Origin of the sequence: Thioclava sp. ES.031 (genome assembly GCF_002563775.1) — a bacterium.
Lineage (GTDB): Bacteria > Pseudomonadota > Alphaproteobacteria > Rhodobacterales > Rhodobacteraceae > Thioclava.
This window is the reverse complement of the sequence record NZ_PDJO01000001.1, coordinates 415,200-439,409: the sequence shown is the minus strand read 5'-3', so window position 1 is coordinate 439,409 and position 24,210 is coordinate 415,200. Positions and strand designations below refer to the sequence as shown.

The 24,210-nt window shown below is 64.3% G+C and carries 26 protein-coding genes; 10 read left to right on the top strand and 16 right to left on the bottom strand.

Annotation, left to right across the window (positions count from 1 at the left end; genetic code table 11):
- Nucleotides 1-2: 2 nt before the first annotated feature.
- From flgK to AXZ77_RS02200, 3 genes are all read right to left on the bottom strand, one after another.
- Nucleotides 3-1,415, bottom strand: coding sequence for a flagellar hook-associated protein FlgK (gene flgK, locus AXZ77_RS02210; protein WP_098409858.1), 1,413 nt, complete (start codon nucleotides 1,413-1,415; stop codon nucleotides 3-5).
- 27 nt (nucleotides 1,416-1,442) lie between these two features.
- Nucleotides 1,443-2,741 (bottom strand): flagellar hook protein FlgE, encoded by a 1,299-nt coding sequence (locus AXZ77_RS02205; RefSeq protein ID WP_098409857.1) that lies wholly within the window; start codon nucleotides 2,739-2,741, stop codon nucleotides 1,443-1,445.
- 133 nt (nucleotides 2,742-2,874) lie between these two features.
- On the bottom strand, nucleotides 2,875-4,656 hold the full coding sequence (locus tag AXZ77_RS02200) for a lipopolysaccharide assembly protein LapB (protein WP_098409856.1): 1,782 nt from the start codon (nucleotides 4,654-4,656) through the stop codon (nucleotides 2,875-2,877).
- 143 nt (nucleotides 4,657-4,799) lie between these two features.
- Here AXZ77_RS02200 and flgF point away from each other — a divergent pair, with 143 nt between their 5' ends.
- The 5 genes from flgF to AXZ77_RS02175 are packed head-to-tail and all read left to right on the top strand — an operon-like array spanning nucleotide 4,800 to nucleotide 8,224.
- Nucleotides 4,800-5,537: a flagellar basal-body rod protein FlgF gene (flgF, locus tag AXZ77_RS02195; RefSeq protein WP_098409855.1), complete on the top strand. Its 738-nt coding sequence runs from the start codon at nucleotides 4,800-4,802 to the stop codon at nucleotides 5,535-5,537.
- Nucleotides 5,538-5,560: 23 nt separating this feature from the next.
- Entirely contained in the window at nucleotides 5,561-6,346 is a 786-nt protein-coding gene (flgG, locus tag AXZ77_RS02190; protein ID WP_078522000.1) for a flagellar basal-body rod protein FlgG, read from the top strand.
- Nucleotides 6,347-6,350: 4 nt separating this feature from the next.
- Entirely contained in the window at nucleotides 6,351-7,028 is a 678-nt protein-coding gene (gene flgA, locus AXZ77_RS02185) for a flagellar basal body P-ring formation chaperone FlgA (protein ID WP_098409854.1), read from the top strand.
- Entirely contained in the window at nucleotides 7,025-7,780 is a 756-nt protein-coding gene (flgH, locus tag AXZ77_RS02180) for a flagellar basal body L-ring protein FlgH (protein WP_369679765.1), read from the top strand. Before flgA ends, flgH begins: the two co-directional genes overlap by 4 nt.
- Nucleotides 7,781-7,810: 30 nt before the next feature.
- Nucleotides 7,811-8,224: a hypothetical protein gene (locus tag AXZ77_RS02175; RefSeq protein WP_098409853.1), complete on the top strand. Its 414-nt coding sequence runs from the start codon at nucleotides 7,811-7,813 to the stop codon at nucleotides 8,222-8,224.
- Nucleotides 8,225-8,265: 41 nt separating this feature from the next.
- On the opposite strand, the gene AXZ77_RS02170 is transcribed toward AXZ77_RS02175, so the two are convergent.
- From AXZ77_RS02170 to AXZ77_RS02145, 6 genes are all read right to left on the bottom strand, one after another.
- Nucleotides 8,266-8,946, bottom strand: coding sequence for a flagellar hook assembly protein FlgD (locus AXZ77_RS02170; protein ID WP_176535940.1), 681 nt, complete (start codon nucleotides 8,944-8,946; stop codon nucleotides 8,266-8,268).
- A gap of 10 nt (nucleotides 8,947-8,956) precedes the next feature.
- Complete coding sequence (locus tag AXZ77_RS02165) at nucleotides 8,957-10,330, bottom strand: flagellar hook-length control protein FliK (RefSeq protein ID WP_098409851.1); 1,374 nt, start codon at nucleotides 10,328-10,330, stop codon at nucleotides 8,957-8,959.
- A gap of 13 nt (nucleotides 10,331-10,343) precedes the next feature.
- Nucleotides 10,344-11,108: a sulfotransferase domain-containing protein gene (locus tag AXZ77_RS02160; RefSeq protein ID WP_098409850.1), complete on the bottom strand. Its 765-nt coding sequence runs from the start codon at nucleotides 11,106-11,108 to the stop codon at nucleotides 10,344-10,346.
- A gap of 10 nt (nucleotides 11,109-11,118) precedes the next feature.
- Nucleotides 11,119-11,862, bottom strand: a complete 744-nt coding sequence (locus AXZ77_RS02155) for a sigma-70 family RNA polymerase sigma factor (protein WP_098409849.1) — start codon at nucleotides 11,860-11,862, stop codon at nucleotides 11,119-11,121.
- A gap of 240 nt (nucleotides 11,863-12,102) precedes the next feature.
- Complete coding sequence (locus AXZ77_RS02150) at nucleotides 12,103-12,510, bottom strand: hypothetical protein (protein ID WP_141536204.1); 408 nt, start codon at nucleotides 12,508-12,510, stop codon at nucleotides 12,103-12,105.
- A 355-nt stretch (nucleotides 12,511-12,865) separates the two neighbouring features.
- Nucleotides 12,866-13,609, bottom strand: a complete 744-nt coding sequence (locus AXZ77_RS02145) for a response regulator transcription factor (RefSeq protein WP_176535939.1) — start codon at nucleotides 13,607-13,609, stop codon at nucleotides 12,866-12,868.
- 322 nt (nucleotides 13,610-13,931) lie between these two features.
- On the opposite strand from AXZ77_RS02145, the gene AXZ77_RS02140 reads away from it, so the two are divergent.
- The 3 genes from AXZ77_RS02140 (at nucleotide 13,932) to AXZ77_RS02130 (ending at nucleotide 16,190) form a co-directional block, all read left to right on the top strand.
- On the top strand, nucleotides 13,932-14,201 hold the full coding sequence (locus AXZ77_RS02140) for a MucR family transcriptional regulator (protein WP_098409846.1): 270 nt from the start codon (nucleotides 13,932-13,934) through the stop codon (nucleotides 14,199-14,201).
- 169 nt (nucleotides 14,202-14,370) lie between these two features.
- A complete protein-coding gene (locus AXZ77_RS02135) occupies nucleotides 14,371-14,835 on the top strand; it encodes a MucR family transcriptional regulator (RefSeq protein WP_098409845.1) in 465 nt (154 codons plus the stop codon).
- Nucleotides 14,836-15,035: 200 nt separating this feature from the next.
- The gene (locus tag AXZ77_RS02130; protein ID WP_098409844.1) at nucleotides 15,036-16,190 is read left to right on the top strand and encodes a flagellar motor protein MotB; all 1,155 of its coding nucleotides are present in this window, start codon (nucleotides 15,036-15,038) and stop codon (nucleotides 16,188-16,190) included.
- 76 nt (nucleotides 16,191-16,266) lie between these two features.
- On the opposite strand, the gene dapA is transcribed toward AXZ77_RS02130, so the two are convergent.
- Nucleotides 16,267-17,139 carry a 4-hydroxy-tetrahydrodipicolinate synthase gene (gene dapA / locus AXZ77_RS02125; RefSeq protein WP_078522012.1) on the bottom strand — a complete coding sequence of 291 codons (873 nt, stop codon included), beginning with the start codon at nucleotides 17,137-17,139 and terminating at the stop codon, nucleotides 16,267-16,269.
- 158 nt (nucleotides 17,140-17,297) lie between these two features.
- On the opposite strand from dapA, the gene AXZ77_RS02120 reads away from it, so the two are divergent.
- Entirely contained in the window at nucleotides 17,298-19,241 is a 1,944-nt protein-coding gene (locus AXZ77_RS02120; protein ID WP_176535938.1) for a lytic transglycosylase domain-containing protein, read from the top strand.
- Between the two features lie 112 nt (nucleotides 19,242-19,353).
- Here AXZ77_RS02120 and AXZ77_RS02115 read toward each other — a convergent pair whose 3' ends face one another.
- Both AXZ77_RS02115 and mnmD read right to left on the bottom strand, forming a co-directional pair.
- Complete coding sequence (locus AXZ77_RS02115) at nucleotides 19,354-20,229, bottom strand: DMT family transporter (protein WP_098409842.1); 876 nt, start codon at nucleotides 20,227-20,229, stop codon at nucleotides 19,354-19,356.
- The gene (gene mnmD / locus AXZ77_RS02110; RefSeq protein ID WP_098409841.1) at nucleotides 20,222-20,896 is read right to left on the bottom strand and encodes a tRNA (5-methylaminomethyl-2-thiouridine)(34)-methyltransferase MnmD; all 675 of its coding nucleotides are present in this window, start codon (nucleotides 20,894-20,896) and stop codon (nucleotides 20,222-20,224) included. The genes AXZ77_RS02115 and mnmD overlap by 8 nt, the downstream gene beginning before the upstream one ends.
- Nucleotides 20,897-20,945: 49 nt before the next feature.
- Here mnmD and AXZ77_RS02105 point away from each other — a divergent pair, with 49 nt between their 5' ends.
- Nucleotides 20,946-21,995 (top strand): FAD-binding oxidoreductase, encoded by a 1,050-nt coding sequence (locus AXZ77_RS02105; RefSeq protein WP_098409840.1) that lies wholly within the window; start codon nucleotides 20,946-20,948, stop codon nucleotides 21,993-21,995.
- Between the two features lie 212 nt (nucleotides 21,996-22,207).
- Here AXZ77_RS02105 and AXZ77_RS02100 read toward each other — a convergent pair whose 3' ends face one another.
- The 4 genes from AXZ77_RS02100 to AXZ77_RS02085 form a co-directional block, all read right to left on the bottom strand.
- Nucleotides 22,208-22,951 (bottom strand): sterol desaturase family protein, encoded by a 744-nt coding sequence (locus AXZ77_RS02100; RefSeq protein ID WP_098409839.1) that lies wholly within the window; start codon nucleotides 22,949-22,951, stop codon nucleotides 22,208-22,210.
- A gap of 75 nt (nucleotides 22,952-23,026) precedes the next feature.
- Nucleotides 23,027-23,443, bottom strand: coding sequence for a Na+/H+ antiporter subunit G (locus tag AXZ77_RS02095; protein WP_078540299.1), 417 nt, complete (start codon nucleotides 23,441-23,443; stop codon nucleotides 23,027-23,029).
- A 7-nt stretch (nucleotides 23,444-23,450) separates the two neighbouring features.
- Nucleotides 23,451-23,720, bottom strand: a complete 270-nt coding sequence (locus AXZ77_RS02090) for a K+/H+ antiporter subunit F (protein WP_078522019.1) — start codon at nucleotides 23,718-23,720, stop codon at nucleotides 23,451-23,453.
- Nucleotides 23,717-24,208 (bottom strand): Na+/H+ antiporter subunit E, encoded by a 492-nt coding sequence (locus tag AXZ77_RS02085; protein ID WP_078522020.1) that lies wholly within the window; start codon nucleotides 24,206-24,208, stop codon nucleotides 23,717-23,719. Before AXZ77_RS02085 ends, AXZ77_RS02090 begins: the two co-directional genes overlap by 4 nt.
- Between the last annotated feature and the right edge of the window lie 2 nt (nucleotides 24,209-24,210).

Sequence of the window (24,210 nt, the reverse complement as noted above, 5' to 3'; positions counted from 1 at the left end):
CCTCAGACGGCGGCAAGCAGCGTGTCCATCATCTTCATGACGGCGGACATCATTTTCGAATTCGCGGCATAGCTTTGCTGGATCGTTATCAGCTTCTGCATCTCGTCATCGACATTCACGCCCTGAATGCCCTGGCGCGTGCCGTTCACCGTCTCGGCGGCGGTGCGCGCCGCGGCGAACCGTTCCTGCGCGCGGGTGCCCTCGAATTCCTGCGCCGAGATCATGTTGCTTCCGTAATCGCGCAGCGACTGCGACGCCTCCAATCCGGTGCCCGGGTCCGCCGAAAGCGGATCGTCGAACATTGACACGAAGGCTTCGATCTGGGTCGAGTCGCCCGCAGCGCCCGGTGTGGTCGCACCGATTCCGTCGCGCAGACGCGAGAGCTGGCCGCCCTGCGCCGGGTCCACCGCCGCATTGACCGAGATCCGGCCCGCCAACCCTTCGAGCTTGGCCGGATCGAATGCCGCGCCTGCGTCGGTGAAAAGCCCCGCCTGCCCCGGCGCGAGCGAGGCATCGGCCCCCTCGAACCCCTGCACGAGCCCCCGCGCCATCTCGTCGAGCTGAAGCTGGAAGCGCGGCAGAACGTCCTTCTTCACTGCGAACAGACCGGCGAGGCTGCCATTCTGGAAGCCGCGCGCATCGGTGGAGTCCGGGGTGATATTCGTTTTGCCCGCAAACAGCGTTCCGGCCGTCTGGTCATAGGTGATGTAGCTGGCCTGATCCCCATCGACGAGCGGCGTGCCCCCGGCGGTATAGAGCGTGGCCCGCCCATCGGTGGAGCGGCGCACCTGCATGTCGATCAGCTTCGACGCCTTTTCCACCAGCACATCCATCCGGTCCCCCAGATCGGCTGCACCGAGCGAGCCGGGCGGCGCGTCCGAGATTTGCTTGTTGAGCGAGGTGATCTTGTGCAGCGTCTCGTTGAAATCCGAGACGTCGTATTTGATCTCCATATCGACCTCGCCGCCGACCCGCGCGAGCATGTCGCTGCTTTGGTTGAGCGAGGTCACCATCTCCTGCGCGGAGGACGCCACGCCGTTTTGCGCAGCGTTACTGCCGGGATTGTTCACCAGCGCGATCATCGAGCTGCGCAGATCGGTCAGGCGATCCGCGGGCGAGAGGCCATCGCCCGGCTGGCCGAGGGTCGCCGTATATTCGCCCACCGCCTCGTAGATCGCCTGCTCGCGCGCCATGGCCGAGGAATGCTGCCGATACATGCGGTTAAGAGAGGCGTCGACTTCGCGCCGCGCCTCGCCGGTTTGCACGAGGCCGCCCGCAGTCGTGACCTGCGGCAACTCCTTGCGCACATAGCCCTCGGTGCTCGCGTTCGCGATATTCCGCGAGGTCGCTTCCGATTGCATCTGCGCCGTGCGCAGACCGCTCGTGCTCGCCTGGAGGGCGCCCGTCAGGCTCATCGGCTTACTCCGTTCTCAGCGTGAGGATCAGCGTTTGAGACGCGTGGTCTCGTCGAGCATCTCGTCCATCGTGGTGACGATCTTCGCGTTGGTGGAATAGGCCCGCTGAGTGCGGATCAGATCGCTCAATTCCTGCGCAATATCGACATTCGATCCTTCAAGCGTCCCCGAGGAAATCGTGCCCACCGGGCCCTCGTTCGCCTTGTGGATCGTGAAGTCGCCACTGTTGCGGGTCAGCCGATAGGCGTCGCCATCGACCTCCTGCATCCCGTTCGGATTCGCCACATGGGCGAGCGGAATCTTGTAGAGCGCCTCCCGCTGGCCGTTGTCGAAGATCCCGTACATCGTGCCGGTATCATCGATCTCCATCCGGGTCAGCGCGCCGGCGGACGAGCCGTCGGTGTCGAATTTCTGCGGGGTGAAGTCCCCGGCGAACTGGGTCATCCCGTCGAAGCTGTTCAGCGCGCCGAGACCGACGTCGATCGGCTGGGTCGTGCCACCGTCATTCATCGTCAGGCTCATGACGCCCGTGGTCGTGTCCATCGAGAAGGCGCCGGGCGCCGTGGCGAGATTGGTCACGCCGGAATAGCTGACCGGGGCGCCCGCATTGGGCCCGCTGGCGGCGAAATCGACCGTGACCTGACCGTAGGGAACGCCGTCGCCATCGGACACGGTGACGTCCCACTGGTTCTGGGTCGCGGTCGGCTGCCAGGAATATTCGAGCCGCTTCGCCGCACCGAGCGGCGTGAAATATTGCGAGGACGAGGTGAAGGGCGCGCCCGGCGTCGCGTTTCCGGTTTCCTGCGAGGGCAGATTGCCTTGCACACTGACCGTGGTCGTCGCCTTCGCGCTCAGCGTTGCATCGGTCACGTTCACCGTCTTCAGCCCATTGAAGCTGTTGCCGTCGATCGAGCCGAGCTTGCCGTCGGTATAGGGGTAGCCCGAGAGGAAATAGCCCGCCGAATTGACAAGATCGCCGTTCTCGTCGGGCTTGAACGACCCGGCGCGCGTCATGACGTAATCGGATTCGACGCTCGTATTGGCTCTGCCGGACACGACGAAGAACCCGTTGCCGTTCACCGCGAAATCGGTTGCGGAACTGGTCGGGATCACCGCGCCCCCGTTCGTCACGTCGGAGGAAACGACAGCATTGACGCCCGAGGGCGCATCAAGCCCGCCGCTCGGTGTCATGGTCACCATCTGGGCGAAGCTGCGCTTGTAGCCCGTGGTATTCGCATTCGCGATATTCTCGGAAATTTCGCCAACGGCGACGGAGTTTGCGTTCAGGCCGCTCACGCCGGTCTGCATCGCGCTCGAAATACTCATGGTTTTATCCTCTCATGTCCGAAGAGAAGGGGGTCCTATCTAGGAGATATGCGACTGATGTTTAACTGGAGTTAAAAATATCTGCGTTTTGTCTTTGGCGATGCTGGCGAGGGGCAATGCATAGCAAAGATATCTACCCGCCAGCCTGCTTCGCCTCCGACCCAACCATCTCGAGCGCATCATCCGCCTTGCGCAGCCGGTCCCGCGCAGCCGCGTCCATCAGCGGACTGAGCTTGGCGGGCTCCGCCAGAAGGCTTGCGACGAGCTTGTTCAGATCTTCGCGCCCCGCCAGACGCGGGAAAACCTCGGCGACGCTGCGGGCCGTGGTCAGATCGCCGGAGCGGTAGGCGGCCAGCAGCAATTCGACCGCGTCGGTCTCGGAGAAATCGTCCGGGGCTTTCTTCCACAACTCGCGATAGGACCGGGTCGCCGCCTTCCAATCGCCCTTCTTCCAGTGGAGCCGCGCCTGAAGCCGCAGATGATCGACCGAGTGCGAGGTCACCTTGGCCTGCAAGGCCGCATCGGTCTTCCCGGCCTCCGCCAGAACGCGGGCCTGCAGCGCGTTGAACTGGTTCAGCTCCTGCGCATCGGCGGGACGCTCGGAAGCCTCCAACACCTTGGCGGCGCGGGCGAATTGCCCCCCGCGCGCAAGCGCCTCCGCCTCGCGCAGCGCCAGATAGGCCATCCGATCTTGCGACACCGCCTCGGGGTTGTCCTTGCGCTGTGCGCTCAACGCTTCCCGGATTTTGCGATATTCCGTGGCGGCCTGGGTCGTAGCACCCAGCTCCAGCAGGCGATCCGCGAATTGCTCTGCATAGGTCTGAAAATCGGGACGGAGCTCGTAATAGGCCTCCAACCGCTGATGCCCGTCGGCAAAATCCGTGAGCGAAATCTTCCCCGCCGCGCCCTTCGCATAGAATGCCTTGAGCAGCTTGTCGGCAGCCTGCGCCGCCGCGCGCGCCTGAGGACGCTCGGGGAACCGGGAGAGGATCTCGCCATAGGCAATCAGCGCATCCACATCGTGGCCGGACGTCTCGCCCAGATGCGCGCGCTGTTCGAGCGCCTGAAGGTCGAACCTGTCGCCGCGCCACGCAAGGTTAGCCTCGGCGAGCATCGACAAACCTTGGTCGGGCGTCAGCGCTCCATGCTCGAGCCCCAGACTGACCAATGCAAGCCGCGCCCGCTGCGCGTACCGATCCTGCCCCTTCGCCGCTTCGCGATAGGCGGCATAGGCCTTGTCGGGATGATGCGATTGCTCGGCCACACGGCCGAGAAGGAAGCTATAGACCGGCTGCGATTTAAGCTCGGGATAGTCGTCGAAATCCCGGCTCAGCCGCTGGGCCAGAGACCATTTCCTGACCGCGATCGCGCCTTCCAGAAGCGCGGGCAAGCAGGCCTCTACGAAAACGGGCGGATAGGACGGAAGCCGGTCAGCTGCGCCCGCGAGATTGCCGTCAAGCTCCACCGCGTCGCCCTGCGTGATCGCGTTCAGCGCCGCCCAGAGGTGATAGTCCTGCCAGTTCGCCCAGTCGGCATTCGGCAGGAGCGTGCCAGTCGGCACCCCCGTCCCTTCCATAATGCTGAACCCGGCCGCGATCGCGCGCCAGCGGGCCTGCTCTGCCGGGATCAAACCGTCGGGCATTTCATCGCCCAGCACAGAGCGCCCCTCGGGCAACATTACATGGGCGAGATAGAATTCCGCGAGATCGAGCCGCGCAATGGCGCGCGACGACCCCGGCTCGGCTGCGGCGAAGCCAGCGGTCAGAACATCGCGATCCGCGAGGAACCCCGCCTGCGTGTATTGCGCGAAATCGAAAGGAGGAGGCGCGGGGAGCGTCTCCGCCGCAGCACCGCCGCACAGCAGACAGAGCGCCAAAATGCTGCCGATGAAGGGGAAACCGCCTCGCAATTCCATCACCTCTTGCTCAAACGCACCAGAATTCCTTCGCGCAATAAAGAATAGTATTGATTATTCCAAGAAGAGCAAACATTATTGAATGGAAATTGGCAGCGATCCAAGCACAAAGCCACAAGATCCATTCTCGCGGACGGAAATTCATGGATAGCTCAAATTACGTCTCTCTATCCCTCGCCTCGACGCTGTGGCGCAGCCTCGACATCTCGGCCAACAATATGGCCAATGCCAACACGGCTGGCTTCAAGGCCGAACGCTCGCTGACCGAGAGCTACAACTCGAAGGGCAATGCGGGCCCCGAGGATGACGTGAGCTACGTGCTCGACAAGGGATCCTATCTCGATGACCGACAGGGCTCGCTGACCAAGACGTCCAATCCGCTCGATGTCGCGCTGAACGGGGACGGCTGGCTCGCCTATACGACACCCGAGGGGCAGACGGCTTTCGGGCGCGACGGGCGGCTGGCCGTCGACCCGCAGGGCAATCTCGTGACGCTGACGGGCAACAAGGTTCTCGACCGGGGCGGCGCGCCGATCGCGATCCCGCCGGGCGAGGAGATCACGATCTCCCGCGATGGCACGATCTCGGGGCCCAATAGCGGCACCATCGGCACGCTGGGCATGTTCACCGTGCCCGACATCCAGAGCTTCAACCGACTGGGCGGCGGCCTCTTTGCCGCGCCCGGAGGTGCCGCCCCCGCCTTCACCCCGTCTGACACGACGCAGGTCGCGCAGGGCTTCGTTGAGGAGAGCAATGTCCAGCCGGTCGTCGAGATGACCCGGATGATGGACATCCAGCGCTCCTACGAGCGGGCGGTGAAGTTGATGGATGAACAGAACACCCTTCGTCAGGAAACACTGCGCAGGCTTGGCAAAGTCTGACCGGCGCGAAAAGGAGCTGAACCATGAGAGCACTTGGAATTGCCGCGACGGGGATGCTGGCTCAGCAGACCAATGTGGACGTGATCTCGAACAACATCGCGAACGCGAACACCACCGGCTACAAGAGCAGCCGCGCCGCCTTTCAGGATCTGGTCTACCAGTCGCTGCAACGCGAAGGCTCGCTGACCTCGGCCGATGGGACCGCGCGCCCTGTGGGCGTCGATATCGGCCTCGGCGTGCAAAGCGCGGGCGTCGTGCGGCTCAACACGCAAGGCGGTCTGGTGCAGACCGAAAACCAGCTCGATCTCGCGATCGACGGCGGCGGCTATTTCACCCTCAACATGCCCGATGGCAGTCAGGCCTACACCCGGGCCGGCACTTTCCAGCTGAGCCCCGAGGGCCAGATCGTGTCGATGGACGGCTATGAGGTCGCGCCCGGGATCAACGTCCCGGCCAACACCACGAATGTCGAGATCAACCAGCAGGGCCTCGTGATGGCCTATGTCGGCAAGGACCCGACCCCGGTGCAGATCGGCCAGATCACGATGTCGACCTTCGTCAACGAGGCGGGGATGAAACCGCTGGGCAACAACCTTCTGCAGGCGACGACCGCCTCGGGCGAGCCGACCGAAGCGCTGCCGGGCGATCCGGGCGTCGGCATCCTGCGTCAGGGCTACCTCGAGAGCTCCAACGTCAACATCATCCAGCAGATCACCGACCTGATCTCGGCGCAGCGTGCCTATGAGATGAACTCCAAGGCGATCGAGACGGCCGATCAGATGATGTCCACCTCGAACCAGATCAAGTGATGCCATGATCCCGAAATTCGCCTCCGCGACTGCCGTTCTCGCCACGCTCGTCACCGCACTTCTCGCCAGTCCCGCGAGCGCGGAACCCGTGCGGGTGCTGATCGCCGAGAAGGCAGAGCAGTCCTGGGGCCTCGAGATGCCGCCGAGCGGCCATTTCGAGATCACGCTGCAAGACAGCGCCCCCGGCGACGCGGAGATGATCAGCGATTTCTGGATGGATCGCTCCACGGGGCAGTTTCTCGCGAACGTGGTCGAGGCGTCGGGCGACGTGCGCCGTCTCGGGGGGCTTGCGCTGCTGAACGTGCCCGTCCCGGTGCCGACGCAGCAGATCCTCCCCGGCGCCATCCTGTCGGGCGATGATTTCCAGATGGTCGACCTGCCCTATGGCCAAGTCGGCGCCTATGCCGTGACGCAGCTCGATCATCTGGCCGGGATGCAGGTGCGCCGCGTGCTCGCCCGCGGGCGTCCGGTGATGAGCCAGTCGATCATCGAGCCGATCATCATCTCGCGCGGCGACCCGGTCTCGATCGAATATTCGAAAGGCGCGATGTCGCTGACCGCGCCCGGCAAGGCGATCTCCGACGCCCATGCGGATCAGTCGGTGCGCGTGGTCAATCTCGTGAGCAACAAGATTGTCGAAGGTATCGCCAAGCCCGACGGCAAAGTGGAGATTCAGAAGTGAGACATCCGTTCTACATCCTGCCGATGCTCGCGCTGGCCGCCTGTGGACCCGGCTCGGCCTTCGAGCGCGACCCGAAGGTGAGCGACATGGTCGTCGATGGCGACACGATCCCCGAGGTGAACCGGGTCAGCGTCCCGATGCCGCCGCTGGAGCCTGCGCGCGTTCCGCAGCGCGCCGAGGCGGCTTCGCTCTGGCAGACCGGCTCCACCGGCTTCTTCGGCGATCAGCGCGCCGACAAGGTGGGCGATCTGCTGACCGTCGACATCGACATCAACGACGAGGCGCAGCTTCAGAACGCCTCCCAGCGCAGCCGCGACGGCAGCCAGAGCGTCGGCTTCCCGACCTTCCTCGGCTATGGCGGCAAGATTGCGAAGATCCTGCCCGGCGTCAGCGAGAAAGACCTGCCCACGGGCAGCAATATCGTCGATCTCAGCTCGCAATCGAGCGCCAGCGGCACCGGCTCGATCAAGCGCAACGAGACGATCAGCCTCAAGGTCGCAGCCCTCGTGATCCGGAAGCTGCAAAACGGGAATTTCGTCATCGCCGGACGCCAGGAGGTGAAGGTCAATCACGAGCTGCGCGAGTTGCGCGTGGCCGGGATCATCCGTCCCGAAGACATCCGGATGGACAACACCATCCCCTACGAGAAGATCGCCGAGGCGCGCATCTCCTATGGCGGGCGCGGCCAGATCAGCAAGGTGCAACAGCCCCGATACGGGGAAGACGCGCTCGACGTCGTCCTGCCCTACTGAGCGCGACCGATGCCGCGTTGGAGAACACTTGTGCTGCTCATCGTGGTGGTGCCGATCGTCGCGGCGGGCCTCGGCTATCTTGGCGGCAGCCAGATCGCGCCGGGGCCCAAAGCGCCCGAAGCCCCACCCGAGCCTGCCCCGCGCGACATCGCGCTGGGGGCGATCACGGTCCCGATCTTCCGGGCGCGCGCGGTCAGCTATCTGACGGTCGATGTGACGCTGGTTCTGAAGGGCGAAGAGCTCCCCGATGGACCGGCGCTCGTGCCGAAACTGCGCGACGAGACGATCGACCTGCTGACCAGACTCGCGGACAATCGGATCTTCGAACCCGATACGGTGACGCCCGACGACCTCGTCCCGCTGCTCGAGCGCGGCCTCCAGGACCGTGTGCCCGGCCTGCAGGCGGCGAAGGTAAACAGCGCGGCGCCATTCAAGCAAGGATAGCAAAGCCCCGCCGCGCGCCGCGCCGCCGGGGGACACTCGCGTCAGCCCGACACCGCCACGATGAGCGAGCTGGGCACTTCCTCGCCATTGCGCAGAACCAGCGACTGCCCCTGCGACGAGAACCGCACCTGCTCGACCTGCGTGCTGGGATAGGTGTCGTAGGAAACCGCATTGCCATCGGTATCCTGTGCGTCGATCTCGACCCGGAACGTGTCATCCGGCACCGGCAGCCCCGCGGAATCGCGCCCGTCCCAGTTCAGCGCGATCTTCTCGCCCGAACGTCCGGGCAGGCCTGTGATCCGGCGCAGTTCAGTCCCGTCCTGCGTCTTGATGATCGCGGTCACCTTGTCGGCGGGCGCGGCAAGCTCGTAGCTGGTGCTGGCCTGACCGTCGCGCAGCTCGATCCGGTCGGAAGCGAGCGACACCGTCTTGCCCATCAGGGCCACATCCGCCATCCCGCCCATCGCACTCAGCTTCGCGTCGATGGTCTTGAGGTTGGTATTGGTCTGCACCGATTGCTCGACCTGACTGAGTTGCGCCAGCTGCGAGACGAATTGCGTCGAGTCCATCGGCTTCAGCGGGTCCTGATTTTTGATCTGCGCCGTCAGCAGCTGCAGAAAGCTGTTGTAATCCGCCGAGAGCTTCGACTGCGCCGGATTTGCCGTGGAGGTCGTGTCGGTCGCGGACGCGGCCGGATTGGTGCTTGTCGGGGAGATGCTCATCTGTGGCTCCTCAGGTCCTGATATCCAGTTGTCCGTCGTCGATGGTGGGCTGCCAATCGGCGCCCAGCACGGGGACGTCTTCGTCAATGATCGCGCTCTGGCCGGAGGAGCGTTCTTCTCCGCCCTCGCCATGACCGCCGAACTGCTCGAAATCGAGCGCGCCGCTATCCATCTGCAGGCCCTGCCCCGCCAGGATCGCCGCGAGCGTCTCGCGATCCCCGCGCAATGCGCTCAGCACCGCCGGACTTTCGGCCCGAACGACCACGTTGACCTGACCGCGCTTGTCACGCTCCACGTCGATCTCGATATCGCCCAACCCGCGCGGGGTCAGGGCCACGCGGGTGCGTCCCTCCTGCAGATCGGCGCGCCGAAGTTGCGTCGCGACGAAGGCCGCAAAGCGCGGCGAGGGCTGAGCCGTCGCCTGCCCCGTTTGTGCCGCCGCCTCGCTGCGGGCTGCGTGACTTGCGTCATGCTGCGTGAGCCGTGCCACGGCCGCATCGGGCAGAGCCCCGGCGCGGGCGGCCTCGGCGAATGGCTGCGCCGGCTTGGGGTCGGCTTTGCTCGGCGCGGTGGGCAACAGTGCTGCCTGCGCGTCGGCCTTGCCAGTCTTCCCCGCGCCTTTCGCGGCCGCTTCCAGAATGGCGCGCACGCGCGGGTCCATGTCGTTCTGCGGGACCTCCGGCGCCAGTGGCGCAGGCACCGCCCCGGCAAGCCCCTGCGGAACGGAGGTGATGGCCTGCTGCTGCGGCTGCGGCGCCTCAGGTTTCGGCTGCGCCGCCGGAGAGGAAAGGTCGCCCGCAGAATGCGCGGGCATCAGCGCCGTTACCGATTGGGTCTGCGCGCCGCCCTTTTGCACTGATGCGGGCTCAGGCGGCTTCGCTTGCAGACCGAGCGAGACCAGAAGGCTCGCGAAGACCTCGTCGATCGTGTCGCTTTTGTCGCGCGCATGATCCGAGGCGGGCTTTGCCTCCGCGCCGCCAGTTTGCAGCGGCATCCCTTTTAGCGCTTGGGCGAGAGCTTCCTGCAATTTCGTGCCATGCGCGGCGTCGAACTCGGCGAGCACCGTCGCGAGCGAGGTGCCCAGCTCTTTCAGCACCGTCCCGATCGGCTTGCCCTGCGCCAATTCTGCCAGCGCACCATCCCGAACCTTCTGCAGCATCCCGGCCAGCTCGGCCTGAAGCGCGGGGGTCTGGGCAAGGATCGCCGCTGTCGCACCCTTGGGCGAAGCGGCCACCGCCGACGCCCCCGCCTTCGCGGCACTGCCCGCATCCGGTTGCGCGCCCTGCAAAAGCGATCCGAAGCCGGTCGCCTCCGATGACGGCGTCCGCCCGGCCCCTGCGCCAGAGGCCGTCGTCTTCAGCAATATCGCAGCTATCGCATCCATCTCGTCGTCCTCGTCACACTAAACCCAAGCGCTTGCTCCGGCGTCCCGACGCCGCCTGCCACTCCGTGAAGGGCGCGAACCAGTCGCGGTCCTTTTCGTAGCCAAGCTGCTCGAGCAGATCGAACAGCACCGGGAAGCGCGAGAATTGATCGAAGATGCGCGCCCGATGTTCTTCGTCGAGCCACTTCGCGCGGGCCTTCTCGACCGGGCGCACGCCGTTAAGCGCTCCTTTCAAATCTTCCGGGATTTCGGCACTACCGAAATTGGAGAAGTGTCCCTCGAATTGCAGATCGAGCGCATCGCCCAACTTCTGCTGAATCCTGTCGGGATCATCCACCAGGTCTTCATATTTCAGAAGGAAGACGCCTTGCGGGAAAATGCCGGATCTCAGCACGGTCGCGATCGCCTCGTGGATCTGCAGCAGCCCCGGCATGACCGGCGCGGGCGCATCCGGGCCGCCGATGAAATACATCTCATCTGCTGAGATAAAGTAGTTGTCCGGCACCGCCGAATGACGGCTCACGAGGATGTCGCGCGGATCGCGCAGCGGCACGATCAGATCTATCCGCTTGTTGCGGACATTGGCCCGCGCGATATTCGCGATCTGGAAAATATCCAGCGGCCGCTTGCTGACCCAGTCGCCCGGCTGCCCGATCGTGGACAGCGCGCTGGTCTCGCGCGGCGGGATCTCGAACCCTTTCAGGGTCTCGCGCAGCATATTGTAGAACAGCGTCGTGCCCGCGCGCCCATGTCCTGCGATCATCAGATGACGTGCCATCCCAGCCCTCTCAGTTCAGCATCGCAGGGCTGAACCCGCGCTTTTCAAGGCATCGCTTCAACCGGATGAGCGCGCGCTTTTCGACCTGCCGGGCGCGCTCGCGGCTCATCCCGAGATCGCGGGCCAGATCGTCGAGCGACTCCGGCGGCGTCTGCAATTTGCGCCGCAAGACCATCTCGCGATCCGGCGCATCCAGATCGCCCAGCGCATCTTCCAGAACCTCATGCGCGGCGCGCGCGGCGGATGCGGCCACAGTCTGCTCTTCGGGCGTGAGGTCCGGGCTGCGCATCATCTCCATCACCTCGGCGTCGCTGTCATCGAACGACCTGGCATCGAGCGCCACCAGACCGGTCAGAAGCTGGCTCGCCTCGGGATTGTCGAGCCGCCCCATCCGCGCATCGAGATAGACCCGCGCCGGCACATCGATCACCGTCTTGATCCGGGCGAGCGCATTGAGGACGCAGGTCATCACCCACCAGTGCGAATAGGTAGAGAACCGCACATCCTGCGTCAGATCGAACCGTTCGGCGGCGCGCATCAGACCGATGATCCCTTCCGCCACGAGGTCTTCGAGCTCGACCGGATTGGTCGCCCAGCGACGCGCCTGCGCATAGGCCTGACGGACATGCGAGCGCAGGAGAATTTCGAGCGAGTCCCGATCCCCATATTCCTGCCAGCGCGAGATGGCCTGCCGTTCTTCTTCAACATTCAGAAATGGCGCATCAAGTGCAGCACGGAAGCTCAATGCAAACATTACTCCGCCTCTATCCGCTCTATTCTTGATGAACAGAAGACCACGGGGGCATGTTTGGAGAAAGCTTTACTTGATTAAAGGCAAGTTAATCGGAGGCTTTTCTGGTTAACCTCGGATTAATTCTGCGGGAGGCCGCGCCGCCTCCCGGGACGGCGCGGCATACTCATGACTGTGTCAGACTGGCCCGGTCCGCCAACCGAGCGCAGAACGCATAGCGGCCGTTTTCCACGGCCTTCGCGCTCACAGGCGACTGCCCGTCGCGGTCGCGCCGCGATCCCGCGCATCTTCGTGAACGGAAAAGCCACCGCGTGCGGGCGACGCCATCGCCGGCAGCCGGAGGTCGATCGCACGGTCCCCAAAACCATGCTTCACCCCTGCGACATGCGTCGGCTCGATCACCACGAGGCTTCCATAAGGCACCTCGATTCCAAGCTCTTCTGCAAGAATGTCACCAAGCGATATACCCGGCAGAAGCTCTTCGGCTTCGGGCAGCACGAGCAAGCTTGCATCCTTGCGAGTCGAGCGCAGCAGAACAGTGTGCGCAGGCAGAAGCGCAGCCGCCACCAAGCTCCCTTGGGAGCCCGCGGATGATGACGCTTGCGTCACCGAACCCTCCCAAATCTGCGCTAACAAATCGTTATTTTTCATAGACATCCCTGATCCCTGTGTCCCCCAATTCCAGTGACAACAGATTATCAGCGATTCAGGATCGGGTAAGGTTAAGGATTGTTAAACCGTGAGGCGAGTAAGGGTAGATTTTCCGTAAAAAGACCGTGAAACCAGCCCCTCGAGTTATCCCCAGACCAACATCGCGTGAGGCGGCCGCAGGCCTGTTTTTCATAGACTCGAACGCTAAGGGTTGTGGTTGCAACCTCGACCATCCACAGCTTGTCGATGCTCCAGCCACAGGTTGTGCGTTCACGGACAATCGCTGAGACGTTAACAATTCGGCGCTTGACAGCTACTACCGCAAAACACGTCACGGCGACTCGGCGACTCAACCTTAGGTTGCGTCAGCTTGCTGTCTTCCTTGGGGAATCTCGTAGAACGAGTATCCAGCCGCCCGAATCGTTTCCACGACGTATCTTTCTCCAAAGGCACCGCGCAACTTCTTGCGAATCTTGGTGATGTGAACGTCGAATTTGCGGTCACCGTAGACCCACATGCATTTATCGATTCGACGCGACAGCGCGTCGCGCGTCACGATTCGCCCGCCGCTCCGGATCAGCTCGCACATGATCTCCCCTTCCATCGGGGTGAGCTGCACCGCTTCGGCAGCGTCGGGCCCGGTCAGCCGGTTTTCCTTGTCGATCTTCAACCGAGCGACGCGCTTTTCTTCGCCCGGGAAGCTGATTGGCAGACTGCTCCCCGCACGCAGCCATAGCCGCGCAGCCAATTCTCTCTCGGAATAAGGCTCACGCAGCACATCATCGGCGCCCGCCAGAATCATTTCGGCGGCCAGTTCTCCGCCCGTGGTCGGATCGACGAAGAGGACGAGGCTCTCCATCTCGCTGCCACGCGCGGTGCGGATCAGATCCGCCGCACCCTCTGGCTCCGCGAGATTGATTAACAACAGGCGTGGGCTTCCATGCAGCAGGATGTACTGCTCCGCCTCGAATGCTTTCGCAAAAGGCAAAGGATCCCAGCCGCAGCACTCGCGAAAGAAGCCGGCCAACTGGCCTTGCTTCGCCTCGTCTTCCGCTACGATGATGACGTTCTGTCTCCGCATGGCATCTGCGCCAAACAAAAGGCAACTCCCCGAATACCCCAGCGCTTCGGGTCGAAACTTAGGTCTCGCGCCCATCCCCGTTGCGCAGTCACTTCCGATTAACGCTGAACGCCAGACGGGATCTCAGAGCATAAATCCGCCGAGCCTGACATCTTTGCATTTTCGAATTTTTTTACCTGCGATATGCGATACTTCACGCTTTCGTGCCTGACAAGCCGCGCGCACACTTTGAAATAGCGCGTAACTGCGGCGTTTTGCGGGAAAAAATCGATTTCTTTGACCTAACTTTAAGATTTCCTTCAATCTTTCCCCCTAAGGACAAAAATATGTGAGTGGAGACATGACGCAACATCCTCCGGCCCGGACCGGCGAGCCTGCGACCTCCCGCATCCCTGCGGTGCCGATCTCGGAAAGCGTGTATCCGGATCGGTTGATCTGCCTGGAAACGGGCCGTCCGATCAAGATGTTGAGGCGTCACCTCAGAAATCTGCTCGGAATGACCTTCGAGGAATATCGCGCGAAATGGGGACTTCCGCCGGACTATCCGACCAGCGCCCCGGACTATCAGCTCGCCAAAGAGCGGTGGCTCATGCGCGACAAACTGCACTGACCAGCCCTAGGACAGTCAAAGCATTCAGCGAAACAATCCGGTTTAGGAAATGTATCTTTGCAAGGAACCCAAGCACAGATACGTGCGTTTGTTGACAGAAACAGAGGTTGCCCGTAACTTTCTCTACTAGTCCGGGGAGAGTGCAAATTTTAAGCATTGGAGAGACCAGATGTCGAAGGATCGGCCCACGGACGCAGCAAACATTATCGCGACAGTTGCTGCCGCCTATGCCGCCCGTTCGGATGTAACGGCGGATCAGGTGGTCGACCTCGTGGCGAAGCTCTCCGCGCAGTTCGGCGAAGAGCTGAACGACGCGGCGGTCTCTCATGCGATGGACACAACCACGGCCAGCTCCAGCCCCGCGCGGCCGCACCCCGCGCTTCCTATTGAAGACGCCGTGACCGAAGATAAGGTCTTCTGCCTGTGCTGCGGGCGCGGGTTCAAGATGCTCAAACGCCATCTCGGCTCGGAACACGGGCTGAGCGAAGACGAATACCGGACCCTGTTCAACCTGCCCGCGGATATGCCGCTGGTCGCGCCCAGCTATTCGGCGCGAAAAGCTGCCTATGCCAAGAAGGTCGGGTTGGGCAAACACAGCCGCGACGACCTCGACGCCTCGCTCCACGGGGCGTGATAGCGGGCAGCAGGGCGCAAGCCTTTCTGCTCAAAACGGATTCCAAAGTCAGCGCCGCGCATCTTTGTTTCCAGATCATGAACGATTGTCGCCCTTTTTTGGCCCACATTTAATCCGAGAACCCACAGTCAGGGGCTGCAGGAGACGTATGCCCTGAGAATACGGCTGGCTCCGGTCAGCGAGGTGGGAAAGGGCAATCCATGGCACGGTCGAACCAAGCGCCGATCATTGTGAAGCGGAGCGACGACGATCACGAATCCGAGCATCATGGCGGTGCATGGAAAGTCGCCTACGCGGACTTCATGACCGCGATGATGGCCTTCTTCCTGCTGATGTGGATTCTGTCCGTGTCGGACGAGAACCAACTGACCGGGATCGCCGATTACTTCGCTCCGGCGAAAATCTCGATGCAGGCGCCCGGCGGCACCGGCCCGCTCGCAGGCGAGACGCTCGGCCCGAAAGGGATCATGAACGCGTCGCGCGCCAATGATGCGATCCCCGCCAATCCCGGCATCGGAAGCGTGACCGATCCCTCGACCGAAATGGCCAACGCCTCCGGGAAATCCAAGGACACCACGCCCGACGCGACGGCTGAAAAGCTCGCGACCGCGGCGCAGGCGACGGCCAAGGCCGGCGACGCGACCGACGCCAAGACCGCTGCGGTCACGCCGCATGCCGTCGATGACGCCCGCTTCGAGACGCTTCAAACCCGCATCACGCAAGCGATCCAGCACGTCCCGGACCTCCGCCCGCTGCAGCAGAACGTCCTGTTCCGCCGCACGCCGGACGGGCTGAATATCGAGGTCGTGGATCAGGCAGGCAAAGCCATGTTCGCCTCGGGCAGCGCGAAGATCGACGGGCCGACGTTGAAGCTGATGGATCAGCTTGGCCGCGCCCTCTCCGATCTGCCCAATGACGTGCTGATCGCGGGCCACACCGACTCGGTGCCCTATCAGAAAGCGGGCGGCACCTACGGGAACTGGGAACTGTCCTCGGACCGCGCCAATGCGACGCGCCGGGCCCTCGTAACCGCCGGGGTCGCTCCGGAGCGTATCACCCGCGTCTCGGGCCTGTCGGACACCGATCCGCTGAAACCGGCAGAGCCCCGCGATCCCTCGAACCGCCGGATCACCGTGACCCTCGCCTATCTTCATCCGAAAACCGATGCGCCCGCACCGACCGATACGGCGACGCCGCGGCTCGAGGCGAAGGCGGAGCCCGTGGCCCCGCAACCGGTCCCGGCAGTCGAACACGCGGCCCCCGAAACCGTCGCGCCCGCCGCGCCGGGCACGCAGGAACAGCCGCAGCAATACAGCTCCGTCGCGCTCGACGATCTGCGCAGCGCCCTGCAATAACCCTCATCATCAAAGAAAAACGCCGGCGCGATCCTCATCGCGCCGGCGTTTTCTTGTCTTCGCTTGGGTCGGAACCTCAGATCAGACCGGCATGCGCCATCGCGGCATCGATCGCGGTCTTCGTCTCGGGCAGAAGCTCGGTCAGCGGCAGGCGCACCTCGGCCGAGCACATGCCCAGCTTCGACATCGCGTATTTTGCACCCGCAACGCCCGGCTCGAGGAAGATCGCCATATGCAGCGGCATCAGCTTGTCCTGATAGCTCAGCGCCTTGGCGTAATCGCCCGCAAGCGTCGCTTCCTGGAATTCCGCGCAAAGCTTCGGCGCGACATTCGCCGTCACCGAGATGCAGCCCACGCCGCCATGTGCGTTGAAGCCGAGCGCGGTCGCGTCCTCGCCCGACAGCTGGATGAAATCGGGCCCGCAGGTCGCGCGCTGCATCGAGACACGCTCCAGCTTGCCGGTCGCGTCCTTCACACCAACGATCCGCGGCAGCTTGGCCAGTTCGCCCATGGTCTCGGGGATCATGTCGATCACCGAGCGGCCGGGGATGTTGTAGATCACGATCGGCAATTCGCAGGCATCGTGCAGCGCGCGGTAATGCTCGATCATGCCGCGTTGCGTCGGCTTGTTGTAATAGGGCGTCACGACGAGCGCCGCATCGGCCCCGGTTTCGGCGGCGTGCTGGATCAGCCGGACGCCTTCCGCGGTCGAGTTCGAGCCCGCGCCCGCGATGATCGGGATACGGCCCTTCGCGGCTTTCACGACCTCGGTGATGACGGTCATGTGCTCGGCATGGCTCACCGTCGGGCTTTCACCGGTGGTGCCGACCGGCACGAGGCCGTGGCTGCCCTGGTCGATATGCCACTCGACGAGTTTCTTGAGCGTGTCCAGATCCAGTTCGCCGTCCTTGAACGGCGTGACCAGTGCGGGAAGAGACCCTTTGAACATGACACGCTCCTTTTTTTGGTTGGGCCGGGAAGGTGAGTCGTCCCGGCGGAAATCGGCCGGGTTATAGGCGGTTGCGCGACGGTTGCCAACTTGTGATTCATCCCCATCTGTGAGAGGCCCGTAGCAAAGGGACAAACCCGCGACCACGAGCAGCCATGATGATCCGACGCCAGTTCCTCGCCGCGCTTGCGGCTTCGAGTTTCGCGCTCTCGCCGGCCGCGCTTCGCGCCGCGAGTTCCGCGCTGTCCGATGCTTTCGCCGCGGCCAATTCCGGCAACTGGGACGAGGCCGAAAATCTCGCGCGCCGCGTGGGCCCCTTGGGCTTCGATGTCATCGAGTGGAAACGCCTGCGCGACGGCGAAGGAGACTTCGCCGACTATCTCGATTTCGCCACCCGCCGCGCCGATTGGCCCGGCATGCCGTGGCTGCGCGAGAAGGGCGAGGCCACGCTCGACGGCATCCCCCCGCGCGAGGTGATCGCCTATTTCAAGCTCGGTCCGCCGCAGACCGGCACCGGCGCGCTGGCGTTGATTGGTGCGCATCTTGCCCTGGGACAGAAGGCGTTGGCGGCCGAGGTCGCCAAGACCGCGTGGCGCCAACTGCCAATGGACGAAGACGAGCAGGCGAAGTTCTTGGCCGATTACCCCTCGCTCATCTCCGCCGATCATGGCGGGCGGATGCAGAACATGCTCGATCGCGGGCATCTCTCGGATGCGCGCCGGATGATCGGTCTGGTCACGCCCGGCACCAAGGCCGTGGCCGAGGCGCGGATCGCCCTGCAGGCACGCGAGCAGGGCGTGGACGATCTCGTCGCCGCCGTCCCCCAATACATGGTCGAGCGTTCCGCAGGGCTTGCCCGCGACCGCGCGATGTGGCGCTGGCGCGCCGGGCTGGAAGACGGCGCGGCAGAGCTGATCCTCGAGCGGTCGAAATCCGCAACCGATCTGGAAGACCCAGACCTTTGGGCGACGCTCCGCAGCTATCAGTCGCGCTGGGACCTGCGCGCGGGCAATACGCAGCGTGCCTATGATCTGGCCTCCTCGCACCATCTGGAACCGGGCGGCGCGGATTACGCCGATCTCGAATGGGTCGCGGGCTATGCCGCGTTGAAACTGGGCCGCGCCGATACAGCCTACAGCCATTTCCACAATCTCGAGAAGGCGGTGGACGGGCCGATCTCGTCGTCGCGGGCATGGTATTGGCAAGGCCGCGCGCTGGAGGTTCTGGGCCGCAGCGACGAAGCCAAGGCCGCATGGCGCAAAGGCGCGGAAAATCAGGACGCCTATTACGGGCTCCTGTCGGCGGAGCGGCTGAACCTGCCCCTGCCCACGAATTTCGCCAAGGGCCCCGACCTGCCCGACTGGCGGCGCTACAAGCTGCGCCATTCTTCCGTCTTCAAGGCCGCGCAGCTGCTCTATGAGGCCGGGGAAAACGAGCTGGGCGCGCGCTTCGTTTTGCACCTGGAAGAGAGCCTCGGGCCGGGCAATTTCGGTGCGCTCACGAATTTCGCGCTTGAGGAGGACGACACCTATCTCGCGCTGATCATCGGCAAACGCGCCGCGCTGAAGGGCGAGATCATCGCGCAGGCGCTCTGGCCGATCCCGGGGCTGACGAGCCATGATCTGGGCGTGCCGGAAGAAGTCGTCCTCGCGGTCGCCCGGCGCGAGAGCCAGTTCGCGATCGGCGTCGGCTCTCCGGTGGGCGCGCAGGGTCTGATGCAGCTGATGCCCGGCACCGCGAAGATGATGGCGGAGAAAACCGGTCTGCCCTACGAGAAGGCACGGCTGACGACCGACGCGACCTATAACCTCAAGCTGGGCGGCGCCTATCTGGCCGAGCTGCGCGACGAATTCGGACCGTCTTCGGTGCTGGTCGCCTCGGGCTACAACGCCGGGCCCGGACGTCCGCGCAACTGGATCGAGGATCGCGGCGATCCGCGGATCGGCACGGTCGACGTGATCGACTGGGTCGAGATGATCCCCTTCACCGAGACCCGCAACTACGTGATGCGCGTCTCCGAGGCGATCCCGCCCTACCGCGCGCGGCTGGGCAAGGGCGAGGTGAAATTCACCGACATCCTGCGCGGTGACGTGACGGATTGAGGGGCGTTGCCTCCCCGTCGCCGCAGGGCGACAAATGAAAAGAGGAGAGGGGCGCTGCCCCTCGGCCTGACAGCCTCACCCCGGGATATTTTGTCCAAAACGAAAGAGGCGGTTACGACCCTTCGGCCACCACCCGCGCGCGCCACAGGGTAAAGAGCCCCGCGCTGACCACGACGCCCGCGCCGATGACCACGTTCCATTCCAGCGACTCGCCGAAGACGACGACGCCCAGCGTCGAGGCGAAGACCAGTTGCAGATAGGCGAAGGGCTGGATCGCCGAGGCCTCGGCCACCTCATAGGCCTTGATCAGCAGGAAATGCCCGGTCGCGGCGGTGAAGCACAGCACGACCATCCACGCCCAGTCCGACGCGATCATGTTCTCCCAGTGCCAGATGCCGACTGCCGTGATCACCAGCGCCCCGATCACGCCAGTGTAGAAGAAGGACACCGAGGCCGGATCGACGCGGCCCACATAGCGCGTCATCAGCGAGTAGAGCGCGAACAGCGTCGCCGCCGCCAGCGGGATCAGCGCATAGGGCGAGAACACTCCGAAGCCGGGCTTGAGGATGATGAGTACCCCGATGAAGCCCACCCCGATCGCTGCCACGCGCCGCCAGCCGACCTTCTCGCCCAGCACCGGCCCGGAAAGCCCTGCGACCAGCAGCGGGTAGCAGGCGAAGACCGCATGGGAATGGACGAGCCCGAGATAGACGAAGGCCTGCACCATCACGACCACTTCGGTGATCAGGATGAGCGAGCGGATCACCTGCGCCCAAGGCAGGCCCGAGCGCGTCGCCCGCTTGATCCCGCCGGGGCTGCGCGCCGCGATCACCAGCACGAAGGCCGCGAAGAACCAGAAGCGCACCATGAGCGCCATGTAGACGTTGTAGGTCTCGGCCAGATGGCGCGAGATGCCGTCCTGAAGCGCGAAGATGAAGGTCACGGCGACCATCAGCGCAATGCCGCGGCGGGTCGATTGTTCAACCATGTTTCGCCCCGCGCGACATATGGCGTTTGCGCCCGAAACCCGGGCTGCGGTTGACCTCGAAACCCGCGGCCTCGAGGGCGCGGCGCACGAAGCCTGCCGCCGTATAGGTCGCGAAGGAGCCGCCCGGCACCGTATGCGCGCCGACCTCGACCATCAGATCCTCGCCCCAAAGCTCGGGGTTCTTCGCGGGCGAGAACCCGTCGAGGAACCACGCATCGGCTTTTCCCGCCCAAGCGGGAAGCGCCGCGCGCGCATCGCCCTCGAGGATCTCCACCGCGATCGGACCGAGTTGAAACTGGCGCTGCCCTGCAGCCCAAGCTTCCAGATAGGGACCGGCCACGGGCGCGACCTCCGGAAATGCGTCCAGCGCCCGTGCGATGTCGTCGGCCTCCATCGGGTAGGCCTCGAAAGAAGTGAAGCGGATCGGGAAGTCCTCGGGACAGGCCAGCCGCAGCGACAGCAGGTTCAGCCCCGTGCCGAAGCCCAGCTCAGCCACGTGAAAGCCCGGACGCAGCCGCGCGGGAAGATCATTGCCCGCCAGAAACACATGCCGCGTCTCGTCCAGACCGCCCGCAAGGCTGAAATAGGGATCGTCGAACCGCCGCGAGACCGGCACAAGGTCATCGCGCCAATCGAGATCGGCTTTGCTCTGGTCAGGGGCGTTCATCGGGGATAGTCCACAGTCTCCGGCCCAGCCTTGAAGCAGGAGGCGCGAAATGACAAGCGGCAGACACGACATAACCGTGCGCGGCGGCGGCATCTTCGGCCTCGCGATCGCGTATCAGGCAGCGAAGCGCGGCGCGAAAGTCCGGCTGATCGAGCGCAGCCGCATTGGCGCGGGCAGCTCGGGCGGCCATGTCGGCGCGCTCGCCCCGCATGTGCCGGAGAACTGGAACCCCAAGAAACAGTTCCAATTCGAGAGCCTGCGCATGGCGGAAGCCTTCTGGGCCGACGTGCAGCGCATTGGTGGCGGCGATCCGGGCTATGCGCGTCTCGGTCGACTGCAGCCGCTGGCGGATGAGGCGCAGATCGCGCGCGCCAAAGACCGCGCGGCAGGGGCGGCCGAGCTATGGCAGGGCTTCGCCACATGGCGCGTGGCCGAGGCTGCGGAATTCGGCGCCTTCGCGCCCCCCTCGCCCACCGGGCTCGTGATCCATGACACGCTCACCGCCCGCGCCAATCCGCGCGCCGCCGGGGCCGCGCTGGTCGCGGCGCTCAAAGCGATGGGCGCGGAGATCGTGATCGGCGAGGCCGAGGGGGGCGGTCCGGTCATCCACGCGACCGGCGCGGAAGGACTGGCAGAGCTGAACGCGGTGGTCGGCAAAACCGTCGGCACCGGCGTGAAGGGCCAATCGGCGCTCTTCCGATACGCGGCAGGAGACGTGCCGCAGCTTTTCGCCGACAGCCTCCACATCATTCCCCATTCAGACGACACGGTCGCGATCGGGTCGACCTCCGAGCGCGAATTCGATGCCCCGGACACGACCGATGCGCAGCTCGACGCGCTGATCGAGAAAGCCCGCGCGCTTTGCCCGCCGCTGACCGAGGCGCCGGTGATCGACCGTTGGGCCGGGGTGCGCCCGCGTGCCAAATCCCGCGCGCCGATGCTGGGCGACTGGCCCGACCGTCCGGAACATTTCATCGCCAATGGCGGGTTCAAGATCGGCTTCGGGATGGCGCCGAAAGTGGCAGAGGTGATGGTCGATCTGGTGCTGGAGGGGCGCGACACGATCCCCGAAGGCTTCCGCGTGACCGACAACCTGTAAGGGGCTCCGCCCCCGGCCTGCGGCCTCCCCCGGGATATTTCGCCCAAGAGGAAGAAAAACGCCCGGCTCGAACCCGGTTGCGGGCGGCAGGCCGGGCGCTTCCCCTTGGGCGGTCATCGGCGTCCCCGCCTGTTCCGCGAGATCAGGGTCAGGTGATTCTGGTTACGGAAGGTTTAATTTCCTCTTGGCGGAAATATCCCGGGGGGCGCGCGTCAGCGCGCGGGGGCAGCGCCCCCACCGACATGGCCCGCCCGCGAGACCTCTGCCTCGGTGATCCCGAAGCGCGGCGCGAATTTCTCCCGTGCCGCGATCAGGCGCGGATCGTCGGGGCGCAGGCCCAGCGTGCGGATGAACTCGACGCGGCTTTGGGTCTTGAGCTGATCGCGCGAAATCGCGGTGCCCATCAGCCGGTCGATCACCTCGCCGCCCGCCGTGACGTGGAACCATTTCGAGAAGTCGCGGAAATGGTGCTGGTTGTGCAGCGTCGAGACATGGCGCTCGATCGCAGTCTTCTTCACGGTGACATGGGCGGTGGTGTGGAACCATTCATAGGCGAGGAAGGTCGCGGCCCCGCCCAGCGGCACGACGGCCACGGCGATATCGAACGCATGGGGCACGCCGATCAGCGACAGCACCGCCCAAAGGAGCGCGGTATTGCCCACGAGCACCGGCACGATCACCGAGAGCGGCGCGAACAGAAGCGGCCAGCAGGTCGGGAATTCGTGGTGGCCGTAATGCACCCGGTAGAGCCAGTTGAAGGCCCATTGCCGCTTCGGTGGCGCCATGTGGAAGATGTAGCGGTGGAGCCCGTATTCGTTGAGCATCTGCGCCGGGATCCCCAGCAGCGCGACCGCCCAGAGCCACCAAGGCCCCTGCGCGATCCAATAGGCCGCCGCGGCGACGACTGCGATCATCACCCAGATCGACAGATGGGACAGCATCAGCCGCATCCGCATCGCGAAAATCTCCCGAAATCTCCTCCGGGGATCAGCCTGCCACGGGTTACGCGCGCGTCAAAGCGTTTCGCAACGTCAGTCGTTCTCGTGCGGGATGTTCTTTTCCCGCTCGACCGCCAGTTCGCCCTTCGAGGTATCGGCATCGGCTGTGTGCACCGCCCAGTCGCCCTCGCCTGCGGGCTTCGGCAGTTTCTCGGCCGGCCAGTCGCGGAAGATATTGGCCTTCGAGATGAAATGCGCGGTGATCGGGGCCGTCAGGAAGATGAAGATGGTGACCATCAACTCGTGCAGGGTCACGTGGCCCTGCTTCACCGCGAACCAGACCATCGAGGCGATCAGGATCGCGCCCACGCCCAGCGTCGCGGCCTTGGTCGGCGCGTGCAGGCGGGTCATCGGGTCGGGCAGTTTGACCAGCCCGAAGCTGCCGACGAGGCCGAAGATGCCGCCGATCACGAGCAGCGCGGAAATCAGGATGTCCCAGAACAGTTCCATCACGCCCTCACTCGATAATGTCGCCGCGCAGGATGAACTTGGCGAAGGAGACCGTCGCCACGAAGCCCGTCATTGCGTAAAGGATCGACGCTTCGAAGAAGAGCGCCGTGCCTTCCCAGATGCCGAACAGCACGATCATCGCGATCGCGTTGATCGCCATCGTGTCGAGCGCGAGAACCCGGTCGGTCACGCCCGGCGCCTTGACGACCCGGTAGAGGTTGAACAGCAGCGCCAGCGAATAGCAGGCGATGGCGAAGATCAGGGCATAGGTGATCATTCGAAAATCTCCTTCAGGCGGGCCTCGTAGCGGGACTTGATCTCGTCGCGCACCTCATCGGCATCGGGCGCATGCAGCGCGTGGACCAGCAGCGAGTGCCCGTCGGCGGCCAGCTCCGCCGTCAGCGTGCCGGGCGTCATCGTGATCGTGCCCGCAAGCACCGTCACCGCCTCGGGCGTGACGATATCGAGCGGCACCGTGACCCAGGCGGGGTGCAGCTTGGAATTGGGCATGAAGAGCACGATCTTCGCCACGGTGATATTCGCGACGATGATATCCCAGATCACGATGAAGATGTACTCGATGATCTTCAGCGGCTTCGCGAAACGCGGGCGCGCAGGCCAGTAGGGCGCGGTGATCCACGGGATCACGAGACCGACGAGGATCGCGAAGACCAGCGAATTGAGCGTGTAGCTATTGGCCAGCATCAGCCAGACCATCACCAGCGTGACGGTCAGGTAGGGGTGGGGAAGGATCTTGCGGATCATCT

Excerpts from the sequence above, each read along its gene's own strand:
- flgK (WP_098409858.1), bottom strand. The coding sequence starts at position 1,415 with ATGAGCCTGACGGGCGCCCTCCAGGCGAGCACGAGCGGTCTGCGCACG.
- AXZ77_RS02120 (WP_176535938.1), top strand. The coding sequence starts at position 17,298 with ATGATCCGACGCCAGTTCCTCGCCGCGCTTGCGGCTTCGAGTTTCGCG.
- AXZ77_RS02170 (WP_176535940.1), bottom strand. The coding sequence starts at position 8,946 with ATGAGCATCTCCCCGACAAGCACCAATCCGGCCGCGTCCGCGACCGAC.
- flgF (WP_098409855.1), top strand. The coding sequence starts at position 4,800 with ATGGATAGCTCAAATTACGTCTCTCTATCCCTCGCCTCGACGCTGTGG.
- dapA (WP_078522012.1), bottom strand. The coding sequence starts at position 17,139 with ATGTTCAAAGGGTCTCTTCCCGCACTGGTCACGCCGTTCAAGGACGGC.
- AXZ77_RS02130 (WP_098409844.1), top strand. The coding sequence starts at position 15,036 with ATGGCACGGTCGAACCAAGCGCCGATCATTGTGAAGCGGAGCGACGAC.
- AXZ77_RS02205 (WP_098409857.1), bottom strand. The coding sequence starts at position 2,741 with ATGAGTATTTCGAGCGCGATGCAGACCGGCGTGAGCGGCCTGAACGCA.
- AXZ77_RS02160 (WP_098409850.1), bottom strand. The coding sequence starts at position 11,108 with ATGGCACGTCATCTGATGATCGCAGGACATGGGCGCGCGGGCACGACG.
- mnmD (WP_098409841.1), bottom strand. The coding sequence starts at position 20,896 with ATGAACGCCCCTGACCAGAGCAAAGCCGATCTCGATTGGCGCGATGAC.
- AXZ77_RS02090 (WP_078522019.1), bottom strand. The coding sequence starts at position 23,720 with ATGATCACCTATGCCCTGATCTTCGCCATCGCCTGCTATTCGCTGGCG.
- AXZ77_RS02155 (WP_098409849.1), bottom strand. The coding sequence starts at position 11,862 with ATGTTTGCATTGAGCTTCCGTGCTGCACTTGATGCGCCATTTCTGAAT.
- AXZ77_RS02140 (WP_098409846.1), top strand. The coding sequence starts at position 13,932 with ATGACGCAACATCCTCCGGCCCGGACCGGCGAGCCTGCGACCTCCCGC.
- AXZ77_RS02165 (WP_098409851.1), bottom strand. The coding sequence starts at position 10,330 with ATGGATGCGATAGCTGCGATATTGCTGAAGACGACGGCCTCTGGCGCA.
- AXZ77_RS02200 (WP_098409856.1), bottom strand. The coding sequence starts at position 4,656 with ATGGAATTGCGAGGCGGTTTCCCCTTCATCGGCAGCATTTTGGCGCTC.
- AXZ77_RS02095 (WP_078540299.1), bottom strand. The coding sequence starts at position 23,443 with ATGGAACTGTTCTGGGACATCCTGATTTCCGCGCTGCTCGTGATCGGC.
- flgA (WP_098409854.1), top strand. The coding sequence starts at position 6,351 with ATGATCCCGAAATTCGCCTCCGCGACTGCCGTTCTCGCCACGCTCGTC.
- AXZ77_RS02115 (WP_098409842.1), bottom strand. The coding sequence starts at position 20,229 with ATGGTTGAACAATCGACCCGCCGCGGCATTGCGCTGATGGTCGCCGTG.
- AXZ77_RS02085 (WP_078522020.1), bottom strand. The coding sequence starts at position 24,208 with ATGATCCGCAAGATCCTTCCCCACCCCTACCTGACCGTCACGCTGGTG.
- flgG (WP_078522000.1), top strand. The coding sequence starts at position 5,561 with ATGAGAGCACTTGGAATTGCCGCGACGGGGATGCTGGCTCAGCAGACC.
- AXZ77_RS02100 (WP_098409839.1), bottom strand. The coding sequence starts at position 22,951 with ATGCGGATGCGGCTGATGCTGTCCCATCTGTCGATCTGGGTGATGATC.
- AXZ77_RS02135 (WP_098409845.1), top strand. The coding sequence starts at position 14,371 with ATGTCGAAGGATCGGCCCACGGACGCAGCAAACATTATCGCGACAGTT.
- AXZ77_RS02105 (WP_098409840.1), top strand. The coding sequence starts at position 20,946 with ATGACAAGCGGCAGACACGACATAACCGTGCGCGGCGGCGGCATCTTC.
- AXZ77_RS02150 (WP_141536204.1), bottom strand. The coding sequence starts at position 12,510 with ATGAAAAATAACGATTTGTTAGCGCAGATTTGGGAGGGTTCGGTGACG.